This window comes from Bacillus sp. 2D03, assembly GCF_003946765.1.
Classification (GTDB): domain Bacteria; phylum Bacillota; class Bacilli; order Bacillales; family Bacillaceae_G; genus Bacillus_A; species Bacillus_A cereus.
Map to the genome: position 1 here is coordinate 187,668 of NZ_RPSJ01000010.1, position 13,733 is coordinate 201,400.

Below are 13,733 nucleotides of genomic sequence, written 5' to 3' on the forward strand. Positions count from 1 at the left end.
CGAAAAATGACTTTTTCTATTTTCTTGTTTTCGCTTATGGTTCCCTACCTTACCAAACATTTTTTGTTCTTTCAAGTGAACAAGCCCTTTTCACTACATGTGAAAACCTCTATAAACGCCTTTATCCCAGTGGATTACCCGGGTTTTAAAATAAATTAAAGTAAAAATATTCAGGAAATAAAACGTCATTTTTTCATACCTTGTTTTCATTCTTTTATCAGAAAAATTTTTTAAAGAAAAAAGCCATACGAATGTATGACTTTTAATCTATTAAACATAGCTTATTTTCTATTTACTAGTAGGAAACAATTGTGAAAGAGGAACGATCCGTCCCACCTCATCTTTAAACACAATATGCTCTCTCGTGAAATGGCGCGGACTCTTTACCCCCGCTGCTGCTGCAAGTGAGAATAAACTGTACCTCATACTAACAACATAATTCATTACGCGCCATTTCTTCTCATACGGATCTAGCGCTTTTTGATAATGCGGATTTGTCGTCGCAACTCCAGATGGACATTGCCCCGAATTACATTGAAGCGCCATAATACAGCCACTTGCCATCATAAATCCGCGTGCTGAATTTACGGCATCTGCTCCAATTGCTAAAGCAATCGCCACCTTATCTGGTGTAATTAATTTCCCTGAGGCAAACACTTTGAATTTGTCCCGAACACCATAATGATTCGCTGTATCAATACAAGTTAGTAACGCTGGAATAAGCGGCATCCCCATACTATCTGCCATCGATTTATACGTTGCTCCTGATCCACCTTCTGAACCATCAATTGTAATGAAATCTGGATAGATGTTTAACTCTTGCATCGTTTTGAATAAGTCTTCTAGCGGCTTTTGCTGTCCTATTACAATTTTCATACCGACTGGTTTACCGCCGTTTTCTTGCAAACGCTGAATAAAATAAAGTGTATCTGCTGCATTATTTAAAAATGAAAATCGATTCGGTGAATTAATTGTCTTGCCTTCTCGTACATTCCGGACAAAAGCAATCTTTGCATTTACTTTTTGTCCTTCTAGATGACCACCACGTATTTTCGCACCTTGCCCAAATTTCAATTCGAATGCTCTAATATTACTTTCTTTCGCTTTCTCCATGAATTTTCCCATTGAAAAATTACCGTCTTCATCACGGTATCCAAATAACCCTGGACCAATTTGCGCAACGATATTCGCTCCTGTATGTAAATGTTCTGGAATAACGCCACCTTCACCCGTATTAATCCACGATCCGCCTGCCATTTTTGCTCCAAAACCACTCGCTAAAATATAATTTTCTCCAATCGCACCGTAAGAAGTCGCAGATGCACCAAACATGCCATGTAGCTTCCACGGATATTTACGGTTCTCACCGACTATAATTGCATCATCTTCTTCGTACAGCCAAAGATTCGTTGTATCCGCTGTTAATTTTTCTCTTCTTGAAAATAACCCTTCTTTATGAATCACGTACTTTTTACCTTCCCGCTCTTGCGTGAGATTCACACTTAATTCCTCAGTTAATATCGGAAATAATGTATTAGCAATATAATATCCAGAAGCTTCAAAATCTCGTTTTGATCCAAAACCAAGTATTTCAGAGCGATATTTCGCTAAAAACATAACACTTTGAAAATCATAACGTGAGAAAGGCTTTCCATCCGTATCATGATCAAACCAATATTGTCGAAATTCAGGCCCTATCTTTTCCAGTAAGTAGCGCATTCTTCCTAAGTATGGATGTAATTTTAAAATAGAATGGTGTGTTCGTTTTTTTATAAAAAATGTAATGATAAAAAAGACGATTAAAAGCAACATTAAAAATAGTAATATACTAATAATAACGAGTAGCGTTTCACTCATCCCGCTTCCCCCTATGAAATTCCATAATAAAAGGAGAACACTCGATGTGCTCTCCTTTTATCTTTATTCATACTAACGTAGCAAGATGCTCTTTCACGTCATATTCAACTAAACTTTCAGCGTGTTTAATTCGATGAACAAAGTCTGGATTAGCAATTAACGGTCTTCCGAATGCCGCTACATCAATCGTTCCTTCTTGCAACGCTTCTTCGGCCTCTTTCGGATTTAAATTACCAACCCCAACAATCGTACCATCCCAATATTTTCTTACTAGTTGATGAAAATTCTTTCCATCAGCAATCTCTTGCGTATAATTCATCGTTGAAGGATGGATCATCGTTAACCCAACCTCTTTAAACATATTTATGAACGTTTCAATTGCAAACTCAGGATCTTCCCACATATAAGTAGGATTATCACCTTTGAAAGCAGAGAAACGAAGAAGTGTTTTATTAGCTCCAACAGCTTCTATTACAGCCGCCGTTACTTCTTTCATAAACGTTAACCTTTGTTTTAAATCACCGCCATATTTATCTGTTCGCTTATTCGCAAACTCATACGTAAATTGATCGATTAAATATCCGTGTGCACCGTGAATTTCTACTCCATCAAATCCAGCTTCGATCGCATTTTTCGCAGCTTGTGCGTATTGACCGATCACTTCTTGTATTTCTTCTAACGTCATTGCTGCTGGCGTATCAAACGGTTTACGAAAGCGTGGAACATTTCCCTCTGCAGCGATAGCCGATGGTGCTTGTGGCATTTGACCACCAATTATTTCATGATGACTCATACGCCCAACATGCCATATTTGAGCAATAATCGTCCCGCCTTCTTTATGTACTGCCTCTGTAACAGGTTTCCAAGAATCGATTTGTTCTTGTGTATAAATACCTGGTACTCCTGGGTTTCCTTTTGCTCTCGGACTAATGACAATTCCTTCTGTAATAATTAGTCCAATTCCATCCGCAGCACGTTTTCTGTAGTACTCCACTACATCAGCACCAACTACTCCAGTCTCATTATCTGCAAAGCATCTTGTCATCGGCGCCATCACTATACGATTACGAAGAGACCAAGCTCCAACTTGAATTGGATCAAACAACTTTGTTTCTTCAACGTTTTCAAAAAATCCCCCAGCATTTACATTTGTTCCTTCATAAATACTCGCTGCTTTATTACTTGAACTTGTCATTTTTCTTCCCCCCTAAAAAATCTTACTATAATCGCATCATACTTACTTTTAGATAGTAACGTCAATTTTTACGAATTTACAATAAAAAATTCGAATATCCAAAAAATAAAATGCTGTAAATAATATTAAAAAGGTTTCCTTAGGAGGAAACCTTTTTTTGTTGACCATATATGGCTGTCAATTCGTTTATCTCTTTAGTAAAAAACACCTTATCAATAGAAGTGAAAATGGTTCAGTATTCTTCTAAAAATAATAACTTATATACCTAAAACAATGAAAGCCCTACCTCTCTTTCATCCTTACGGCTCCTCGTCCGTGCCAGTGTGAATCAGGATTGCAAAAATCAAGTAACTATTTTATCGAAGTATTCAATTAAACTTCGAACATTCATAAATGAAATTAAAAAATAAAAATGGATTTGATTGTAGTAATAACAATAGAGGTAATGCTCTAAAAGTGGTTTGAAAGAGTTGAATGTCTTTGAAATGATAAATTTTCTATAATTATGTTCCCAAAAAATTCAAGATCTTTTTTGGGATATAATACATTATTTGTAATGAACCTTAACAAAAGCTTTTTATCTGATTTTCTGTGATACCTTCAATTAATCCCAGTTCACTAATCAAAAATTCATATGCGTTATCTAACATCTTCTTTTCGCTTGCATTAAGTGCTTTTTCTTTCTGTATACGCATTAAATCACGCACAACTTCAGCACCTTCTTGCATTTTACCCGTCTTTATTTTATCAGTGTTCAATTTATACCTTTGTTTCCACGTAAGTAATCTATCTGATTCCCCATGTTGAAAAATATCCATTATGTGTGCTAATGCGGTTATATCCGTAACTGGTCGTATATTCGAATTCAATATTCTCCCTGTTGGAATCATTAGTTCCATATTACTAGCCGACATTTTTATAACATAATACTGTTGTTTTTCTCCTGAGATTTCCTTCTCTTCTATGGCTTTAATTATACCTGCTCCCTGCATTGGATAAACAATGTTATCGCCAATTTGAAACAAATAATCCACCTCCATATATGGTAACCTTATCAAGTTTAACACACTTTTAGTTTTTTGGCAAAATTTTTATTTTATCATAAAATCATTTTACGCGTCAACACTTCAGAAGCAAGAAATTAAATTTACACAATACACTATAAAAATCGCAATTCCATTAACGGTTCCACACACATTCATTCTCCTTTAACACAAAAACACATCACTACATTTCAGTAGTAATGTGTTTTTGATAAGGCATAAATAAATATCTACTTTTCCGTCTATATACTAACCTGCTTACTAACCGTTTCCCTCGCTAAAAGAAAACTCATAATCACTTGCGCTGCTACTCTACTCGTCATATCTCTGAAATCAAGAGTTGGATCAATCTCTACTATATCCATCCCTTGAACGAGCGGTTCTTTACCAAGGAATTCAATCGCATCTAGTAAAGTCGTACTATCCATTCCACCAGGCCCAATTGCTGGACAACCTGGTGCAAACGCTTGGTCTAGCACATCCATATCAAGAGAAATATAAATAGAAGTCACACCTTGATTTCTTAATACTTCAATACTTTCCGTGATAATATCTTTTATTTCTCGCTCTCGTACGTCTTTCATTGTATACACTGTTACACCATGCTCTATTGCATATTCATGGTACGCACGTGCATTAGAAAAATTACGAATTCCAATTTGAACAAGTTGTTTCCCTGCAATGACATCATTTTCTAGTAAACTACGGAATGGTGTACCATTTGACGGGCCTCCATCATCTAAATTACGTAAATCATGATGAGCATCAAATTGAATAATTCCGACCTTTCCTTTACTGTTTGCAAAACCTGTTATACTCGGAAAACTAATCGAGTGGTCACCGCCAAGAACGATTGGTATCATGTTCGGGTTTACTTTCGTTACATGCCCAACTGTTTTCGCAATTCGTTTATGACTTTCTTTTATATCCGTCACATGCATCGTAATATCGCCGCAATCATATAAGACACTTTCTTTCATATCGTGTTCTTCTGTAATTGCATATGTGCTATATGCATCTAACATCGCACGAATTGTCTTTGGAGCAAAACTTGCTCCTGAATGACTAATAGATGGTTTAGAAAGGGGTGCTCCAATTAAGGCAGCACCGAATATTTCTACGCCTTCCTCCCAATCTTTAATCATCTCACTCCATTTTGTCACTTCACGATCAATAAACTTTGCATTTTTCTTTAAATAGTGGCCGTGCTCCACGATTGTTCACCTCTTGTATATGCAATATTACCATTCTTCCATACTGTATTCACATGACTTACGCCGTAATGATACGGTACGTAAGCATAATTGTAAGCATCCCATAAAACTAAATCTGCCTTACGACCAACTCTAATTTTCCCAGCTACATCATCGCGGTTAATGGCATATGATGAGTTAACTGTTACGGCATTCCAAACTTCTTCTGGTGTCATTTTCAGTTTTAGCATCGCAATGCTCATAATAAGCTGAATATTTTCAGTTGGACAGCTACCTGGGTTAAAGTCTGTAGCTAACGCAACTGCAACACCTTCATCAATCATTTTACGACCGCGAGCAAAACTTTCTTTATTTAAATAGAAAGTTGTTCCTGGTAATAAAGTGGCTACTGTACTCGAGTTTGCAAGCATTTCAATTCCTTTATCAGAAGCGCCAACTAAATGGTCTGCTGATGCTGCACCGATTTCTGCCGCTGCTTCCGCACCACCAAGAGGGTCGATTTCATCTGCATGAATTTTCACATCAAAGCCAAGCTCTTTCGCTTTTAATAAAAACTCTTTTGACTCTTCGACAGAGAACACACCTGTTTCACAGAAAATATCAACGAACTCCGCTAATTGCTTCTCTTTCATTTCTGGTAGTAGGTCTAACATCCATTGTAAAAATTCTTTCGATTTACCTTTATACTCTTTCGGAACTGCATGAGCACCTAAAAATGTTGAAACTAAATCGATCGGATGCTCTTTTTGTAATTGTGCTGTTGCCTCTAATTGTTTCCATTCCGTCTCATCATCTAATCCGTAACCACTCTTCGCTTCTACAGTAGTAACTCCGAAAGATAGCATACGGTCTAAATGGAATTTCGCTTTTTGAACAAGTTCTTCTTTCGACGCCTGTTTCGTTGCATTTACAGTTGAAAGAATACCGCCGCCTTTTTCCAAAATTTCTAAGTACGGAACTCCTTGTAATTTTAGTGCGATTTCATTTTCACGAGATCCACCAAATACAAGATGAGTATGCGGATCAACAAGACCAGGAGAAACCATTTTCCCGCCGCAATCAATAACTTCTTTCGCCTGAAGTCCTTTCGCTTCTTCCACTGTTCCAACGAAAGTGATTACACCATTTTCAATTCCAACCGCACCGTTTTCGATAACAGGAAGCGTGTTCATCGCTTCCCGTCTTAACAAGCCATCTTCTTGATCCATTGTTAGTAATTGACCGATATTTATTAGTAAAGTGTCCAGCATGTTTTCTCCTCCTTATTTCATCATTGGAATGTTAACGCCTTTTTCTTTCGCAGTTTCCACTGCCAAGTCATATCCTGCATCCACGTGACGAACAACACCCATACCAGGGTCAGAAGTTAATACACGCTCAATACGTTTTGCTGCTGCTTCTGTTCCATCTGCAACGATAACCATTCCAGCGTGAAGTGAATATCCCATACCAACGCCGCCACCGTGGTGAACAGACACCCAGCTTGCACCGTTTACACTATTAATTAATGCATTTAAAATTGGCCAATCTGCTACTGCATCACTACCGTCTTTCATCGCTTCTGTTTCACGGTTTGGAGATGCTACTGATCCACAATCTAAATGGTCACGACCGATAACGATTGGTGCTGATAATTCACCATTTGCAACCATTTCATTAATGATGCGACCAAATTTCGCACGCTCACCGTAACCTAACCAACAAATACGTGATGGAAGTCCTTGGAACTCAACTTGCTCACGAGCCATACGAATCCAGTTACATAAATGTTCATTATCAGCGAACTCACGTAAAATTACTTCGTCTGTTTTATAAATATCTTCTGGATCACCAGAAAGTGCCACCCAGCGGAATGGTCCTTTTCCTTCACAGAATAATGGACGAATAAATGCAGGAACGAATCCTGGGAAATCGAAAGCATTTTTCAAACCTTCATCGAAAGCAACTTGGCGAATATTATTTCCATAATCAAATGTAATTGCGCCTTTTTCTTGCATCGCAAGCATTGCTTCCACATGTTTTGTCATACTTTCTTTTGATAATTGTACGTAACGTTCTGGATTTTCTTCACGAAGTTTCGCTGCTTCTTCTAACGTGTAACCTACTGGAATATAACCGTTTAATGGATCATGAGCAGATGTTTGATCCGTAACTAAATCTGGCGTAATATTACGCTTCACTAGTTCTGGTAAAATCTCTGCCGCATTTCCTAACAAGCCAATTGAAATTGGTTCTTTCTTCTCTTTATACTCGTTCGCAACAGTTAATGCTTCTTCTAATGATTCTGTGTACATGTCACAATATCTCTTTTCAATACGACGATCGATACTACGCTTATCTACATCAATAGCAATGACAACACCGCCATTCATCGTTACAGCAAGAGGTTGTGCACCACCCATACCACCTAAGCCAGCAGTAAGTGTTAATGTACCTTTTAATGAACCATCGAAATGTTGACGAGCCGCTTCACCAAATGTTTCATATGTTCCTTGTAGAATCCCTTGCGTTCCAATGTAAATCCAGCTACCAGCTGTCATTTGTCCGTACATCATAAGACCTTTTTTCTCTAGTTCTCGGAAGTGATCCCAGTTTGCCCATTTCGGTACTAAGTTTGAGTTCGCTAACAGAACGCGAGGTGCATCTTCATGTGATTTAAAAATGGCAACTGGTTTTCCTGATTGAACAAGTAACGTTTCATCACTTTCTAACGTTTTTAATGAATCTACAATCGCCTGATAGCTTTCCCAGTTACGAGCTGCACGGCCAATTCCGCCATATACAACTAATTCTTCTGGTTTTTCAGCAACTTCAGGATCTAAATTGTTCATTAACATACGAAGTGCAGCTTCTTGCACCCATCCTTTCGTTTGTAACTCTGTACCTCTTGGCGCGCGAATTGTTTGTTGTACTTTTTCCATTTCAATCTCTCCCTTTTCTCATTTTATAGTGCTGCGTTTACATCTAATCTTTCTTTTATCGAATAATTCGTTTTTAACCAATGCGCAATATTTTCAATATCTGTTGAGAATATACGGTCATTTTTAATAGATGGCACCTGCTGACGACCTTGGTGGTAGAAGCTCTTCGTCACTGTACTCATGTTTTCAATCCCGCGATATTCTGCTGCTTGCATTGCACAAATCATCTCAATAGAAAGAACACGTCTTGCATTTTGAATAATTTGATGTGCATGGCGTGAAGCAATTGTTCCCATACTTACATGATCTTCTTGGTTAGCAGAAGACGGAATTGAATCTACACTCGCCGGATGTGCTAACGTTTTATTTTCAGAAACAAGCGACGCTGCAGCATATTGCATAATCATTGCACCTGACTGTAGTCCTGGTTCTGGACTTAAAAATGGTGGTAAATCATTTAATTGCGGGTTTACTAAACGCTCAATACGGCGCTCCGAAATATTTGCAAGTTCCGCCATTCCTACTTTTAAGAAGTCCATCGCAAACGCAATCGGTTGACCATGGAAGTTACCACCTGAAATTACTTTTTCTCCGCCATCAAAAATTAGCGGATTATCTGTTGCTGCATTCATTTCAATTTCTAATTTTTCTTTTACATAATTTAAAACTTGCCAAGAAGCACCGTGTACTTGCGGGATACAACGAAGTGAATAGGCATCCTGCACTCGTAATTCTCCTTGTTTTGTTGTTAATTTACTATCGTGAAGGATGTCACGAATTCTGCTCGCTACTTCCACTTGCTCTTTATAACCACGTGCTTTATGAACATTTTCATCAAATGCATCAATAATGCCTTGTAACCCTTCAATTGTCATCGAAGCAATTAGTTCAGCTTGATACGCCGTTGCTTCTGCTTCTATATAAGAAAGAACTCCTTGTGCTGTCATCGCCTGCGTACCATTAATTAACGCAAGACCTTCTTTCGCTTCAAGTTCAATTGGCTCAAGCCCTTCTTCTGTAAGAGCAACCATTGCATGAACGCGTTTCCCTTTATAGAACACTTCACCTTCGCCTAATAATACGAGCGCAAGATGAGATAAAGGTGCTAAATCTCCACTCGCACCAAGTGAGCCTTGTTGCGGAACGACTGGATGAATTTTACGGTTTACAAACTCAAGAAGCATATTTACAACGAGCGGCCTTACGCCTGATACTCCTTTAAGCATCGTGTTCGCTCGTAAAATTAACATTCCGCGTGATACTTCTTCCGGGAATGGATCACCAATCCCGCATGCATGTGACTGAATTAAATTATGTTGAAGTGCCTTTACATCATCTTTTTGGATAAGCACATCACTAAACTTTCCAAATCCAGTTGTAATACCGTAAACGACTTTTCCGTCCTCTACAATTTTCTCAACTACTTCGCGGCACTCCGCTACCTTTTGCATACTAGTTGGACAAGCTGTTACACCTTCTCCTTCCATTAATAACTTCTTCATTTCTTCAACTGTCAATGTATGTCCTGTTAACGTAATCATCATTTTTCCTCCTTAAAAAGGCAAAAGGGGACCTTATCTTTTTAAGACAGACTTCTGTCCTAAAAAAGTAAGGCCCCCTTCTAACTAATAGACTATGGGCAAATCATATGTGATTAATTCCTAAACCAATCGCCTCATGCTCAGATCCTTTTACAGGTGCACCAATCGTTCCATATAATGCAACAGCAACCCATTCGCCTTCTTTTTTTCCGTCGTATGGTGTACCGCGCACAATCGCAAAACGAAGTCCTACTGTACGAAGAACGTCTGCTAACTGAATTTGACCTCTCGTCACTCCGTACAAAGCTTCCATAATTGCATGATAAAGTGCATGTGTTTCTCTGTAAACGTCTGTTTCAATAACTTGGTTGCTTTTAGCCGCTGTTTCCATTGCTGCGACAACCTTTTGCGAATTCATCGAACCCACTTTCCCCGTACAATACTTCCAACCTTTTGGAATGGATAATACAGGACTTTCATTCTCATCCGCAAGTGCCAACAGCATGGCCATACGACCAATTCGATGTGTTCCTTGAAGAAGCATGTGACTCTCTCATTTCTTTTGAATTATTTGAATATTACTTAATTTAAGAATATATGAAAACGTTTAAATCGTCAATAGTTTAAAATCATATTCAAACATTTTTTTCATCCCCCTATTTTTGTGTACACAAATGATTTACACAAAATTTCCAAGCATGCTATAGTCTCACTAACAGATGCAAAGGGGCGAAATTTCAGTGACAAAACGAAAAGATATTCATTTTCGAATTGAAGAGAAATTACTTAAAAGGTTTGAATCAGCACTCCATTACGAAGGTTTAAAGAAAACCGACGTATTAACACATGCAATCCAACAATTTTGCACAAAGGTGGAATGTGACAAAATGAATGATGTAAAACGTCAGTATAACGTTAGCAACCATTTACAAACACGCATCGACACACATACACATTACGAAGAAAAACACGTAGATTTAGATAAGATCGTCATTGAACATTTACAACTTCAAGGGGAAGAAAATATATTAGAGGTTGGGTGCGCTAGTGGAAAATTCCTTTCCCTTTTACAAACAAATGGTCATAAAGGCACATTAACCGGGTTTGATCAATCCGAAGCTATGCTTGCTGAAGCTGCTAAAACAAATAACTTAATAGAATGGAAACAAGGGGATGCTAGTAAACTTCCTTTCGAAACAAATTGTTATGACCTAATAATTGCAAGACATATGTTATACCATGTGAAAGATGTTGAAAAAACAATTCAAGGATTCCATAAAGTAATTCGTCCTAGCGGAACACTTTTAGCTACAACAAATTCTAGCGTTACACTACCTCGTATAGTTGAAATGTGTAACCGTATGTTAGACGCATTTGATTTACCGAAAACAACATCATCAGTCACTCCATTTTGTTTAGAAAACGGTAAAGAGATATTACAATCTGTTTTTCCAACTGTTGAAGAAACAGTTATTCATAATGCTCTCGTTTTTCATCATGCTACTCCGATTGTAAACTATATTTCTAGCATGTTTCCGTCGCTAAATATACCTGATAATACATACCTTCACGCGGAAATGAAGGTATGGCTAAAAGAAGAAGTAGAAAATGAATTATCACTTCATAACGGTATATGGCGTGACCCAAAAACGTTAGCCATTTATCGATGTCAAAAAGAAAAAAGCTAGCATTTGCTAGCTTTTACACGTTTTCTCGTAAAAGTTTCTCCATTACTACATTACCTTTACCACAATAAAAATCTGTATTATGTTCGTCTGCCACTCCAAAATAAGAGGCAATTGCTATTCCAAATGGTACAAATGCATGCCCTTGTGCTGTAATGATATTTGAGTGTTGCACAACTTCTTCATACACGAAATTTTCTACTGGAAAACAATCAAATTTTTGATAATCTATAGTCGCAGTATAAGAAATCCCTTTAAATAACCCTGCTTTTGCTAGTGCATACGGTCCAGCACAAATTGCCGCCACTAATTTTTCTTGTTCATGAAATTGACGAATGATTGAAAAAAGAGGTTTTGCATCTTCCAACTGTCCTTCTTCTCCACCTGGAATAAGTATCCCCTCATACTCATCTACACGTGCTTCACTTACTTCTATATGCGGCTGCACTTGCAATCCAGTTTCACTTATAACCAATTCTTTAGTTAAGCCCGCTGTAATGATTTCATATTTATTTTTCAGCAATGCCGTTGCTACTGTTATTTCAAACTCTGCAAATGTTGGGTATACAAATAAAAGTATTTTTTTCATAGCTCTCTCTCCTTTAACCAGTCCATAAAATATACCTCTAAATCGTCCACTGTTAATCTATTCGTGTCCACATAAGTTACAGGAAATTGTTTATACCAGTCTTTTTCAGTTTCTACTAATTTAAATTGCTCCGCAAACGTACTTCTGTTTCTTGTTCTATCATTATTTTTTCTATCATATACATTCTTTTTCGTAACATCTAAGTAAAAAATCACATCCGAACGGCATGCTCTTAATTTATATAATTCATCTTTCAATTCAGTTTCTATATCCCACTCTTCTCCTATAATCGTTGGATAAAAGAGTGTAAAAAACTCAATGTCTTCTGGTCCGCGATCAAAAATTACGACTGAATCTTTCACATTTTGAAACTCCTTTATTTTTGCTTCCATAAACATTTTTTGATTCATAATAAACCCTACTTTTGAATTCATATCTAAATTCAATTTTTTTCGCTTCTCTACAATTGGATATGGATTTTCATATATAACTCGAAACCCTCTCTTTTCTAACCTTTTTGCTAATGTTGTTTTTCCGCTAGCCATCGGCCCTTGCAGTGAAATTACGTATGCCACACCTCTCATTCCCTTACACTTTAGTACACCTATAATATACAGAATCTTGAAAACTCTCAACATTATATATATCATCTTGTTTCTTATTCATATCTAACTTATAATGAAAAATAGAGATTATGACGGACGCATCAATAATGTAAGCTTGGAAATCCAAGCTTACATTATTTTTTGCTTTCTCTTTTCTAATAAAAAGAGTATACTAGATTAGAACGTATGTTCTTAATAATTACATACAGTAAGGAGATAGAACAATGGTATACGACACAAAAGCAATTTCTTGGAATGAATCTTTAAAACAACTTCAACGCCGCTATACACACAAACAAGTTGACCGAAAAGAATTTGAGGATATTGAACTGATGGAATTCTTCCGCGATAACGACTACATTTCTTTACCTACACATATAAGCGGCCTATCAAAAACACGTTTTACTTCTTACTCTATTTTCACAACTGAAGATAAAGATCGTAAAGTTGGCACACTTATTATTGAGTATGTTGAAGACGATAATAATAATTTATGTGTTGAACAACTATACTTCGTTTAAACTATAACGCTTGGTCAAAATGACCAAGCGTTCTTGCTTTCTATGAATCTCACTGTATATAATATGAATAAAAGAAAACCGCTATCATTAAGGGGGGATATGCTTGCTCGAAGGATGGTTCAGTTGGTTCATTGTATTATGGACGGTTATTTTGTTAGGGCTTATGTCTATCGGTGGATACTTTATGTTCAGAAAATTCCTGAAACGATTACCAAAAGAAGACGGCATGTCCATTTTGGATTGGGAAGAACACTACATAAATAAAACGAGACATTTATGGGCTGATGAACAAAAACAATTGTTAGAAGAGCTTGTAAGTCCTGTTCCAGAACTATTTCGTGATGTTGCAAAATCAAAGATTGCTGGAAAAATCGGGGAACTTGCATTACAAGAAAATGCCTCTCAAATTACACAAGACTTAATTATTAAGGGATATATCATTGCCACACCAAAGCGTGATCATAAATTTTTAATAAAAAAACTACAAGAAAAAAAGATTGATTATTCTAACTATCAATCTTTACTAACAAAATACCCCTCATGAAAAAAAGATTGCTAACTT

The 13,733-nt window shown here is 37.1% G+C and carries 13 protein-coding genes; 3 read left to right on the forward strand and 10 right to left on the reverse strand.

Annotated elements, in window-relative coordinates:
- Positions 1-288: 288 nt before the first annotated feature.
- The 8 genes from EBQ15_RS21845 to hutP form a co-directional block, all read right to left on the reverse strand.
- Entirely contained in the window at positions 289-1,857 is a 1,569-nt protein-coding gene (locus EBQ15_RS21845; protein WP_000005160.1) for an FMN-binding glutamate synthase family protein, read from the reverse strand.
- A gap of 67 nt (positions 1,858-1,924) precedes the next feature.
- Complete coding sequence (locus EBQ15_RS21850) at positions 1,925-3,052, reverse strand: alkene reductase (RefSeq protein ID WP_000204587.1); 1,128 nt, start codon at positions 3,050-3,052, stop codon at positions 1,925-1,927.
- A 563-nt stretch (positions 3,053-3,615) separates the two neighbouring features.
- The gene (locus EBQ15_RS21855; protein WP_000486328.1) at positions 3,616-4,077 is read right to left on the reverse strand and encodes a CarD family transcriptional regulator; all 462 of its coding nucleotides are present in this window, start codon (positions 4,075-4,077) and stop codon (positions 3,616-3,618) included.
- Positions 4,078-4,337: 260 nt separating this feature from the next.
- Positions 4,338-5,309: a formimidoylglutamase gene (gene hutG, locus EBQ15_RS21860; RefSeq protein WP_000399826.1), complete on the reverse strand. Its 972-nt coding sequence runs from the start codon at positions 5,307-5,309 to the stop codon at positions 4,338-4,340.
- Positions 5,288-6,559: an imidazolonepropionase gene (hutI, locus tag EBQ15_RS21865; RefSeq protein ID WP_000887542.1), complete on the reverse strand. Its 1,272-nt coding sequence runs from the start codon at positions 6,557-6,559 to the stop codon at positions 5,288-5,290. Before hutI ends, hutG begins: the two co-directional genes overlap by 22 nt.
- A gap of 12 nt (positions 6,560-6,571) precedes the next feature.
- On the reverse strand, positions 6,572-8,230 hold the full coding sequence (gene hutU / locus EBQ15_RS21870; RefSeq protein WP_000416947.1) for a urocanate hydratase: 1,659 nt from the start codon (positions 8,228-8,230) through the stop codon (positions 6,572-6,574).
- A 23-nt stretch (positions 8,231-8,253) separates the two neighbouring features.
- On the reverse strand, positions 8,254-9,771 hold the full coding sequence (gene hutH, locus EBQ15_RS21875; RefSeq protein WP_000631860.1) for a histidine ammonia-lyase: 1,518 nt from the start codon (positions 9,769-9,771) through the stop codon (positions 8,254-8,256).
- A gap of 103 nt (positions 9,772-9,874) precedes the next feature.
- Entirely contained in the window at positions 9,875-10,315 is a 441-nt protein-coding gene (hutP, locus tag EBQ15_RS21880; protein ID WP_000926516.1) for a hut operon transcriptional regulator HutP, read from the reverse strand.
- A 196-nt stretch (positions 10,316-10,511) separates the two neighbouring features.
- On the opposite strand from hutP, the gene EBQ15_RS21885 reads away from it, so the two are divergent.
- Positions 10,512-11,459 (forward strand): class I SAM-dependent methyltransferase, encoded by a 948-nt coding sequence (locus EBQ15_RS21885; RefSeq protein WP_000166780.1) that lies wholly within the window; start codon positions 10,512-10,514, stop codon positions 11,457-11,459.
- 13 nt (positions 11,460-11,472) lie between these two features.
- Here the strand turns inward: EBQ15_RS21885 and EBQ15_RS21890 are convergent, their stop codons facing one another.
- Positions 11,473-12,045 (reverse strand): DJ-1/PfpI family protein, encoded by a 573-nt coding sequence (locus EBQ15_RS21890; protein ID WP_000722207.1) that lies wholly within the window; start codon positions 12,043-12,045, stop codon positions 11,473-11,475.
- The gene (locus EBQ15_RS21895) at positions 12,042-12,629 is read right to left on the reverse strand and encodes an AAA family ATPase (RefSeq protein WP_002000475.1); all 588 of its coding nucleotides are present in this window, start codon (positions 12,627-12,629) and stop codon (positions 12,042-12,044) included. The genes EBQ15_RS21890 and EBQ15_RS21895 overlap by 4 nt, the downstream gene beginning before the upstream one ends.
- Positions 12,630-12,874: 245 nt before the next feature.
- On the opposite strand from EBQ15_RS21895, the gene EBQ15_RS21905 reads away from it, so the two are divergent.
- Positions 12,875-13,171, forward strand: coding sequence for a hypothetical protein (locus EBQ15_RS21905; protein WP_000262397.1), 297 nt, complete (start codon positions 12,875-12,877; stop codon positions 13,169-13,171).
- Between the two features lie 103 nt (positions 13,172-13,274).
- A complete protein-coding gene (locus EBQ15_RS21910; protein ID WP_000889372.1) occupies positions 13,275-13,715 on the forward strand; it encodes a DUF2621 domain-containing protein in 441 nt (146 codons plus the stop codon).
- Positions 13,716-13,733 lie beyond the last annotated feature (18 nt).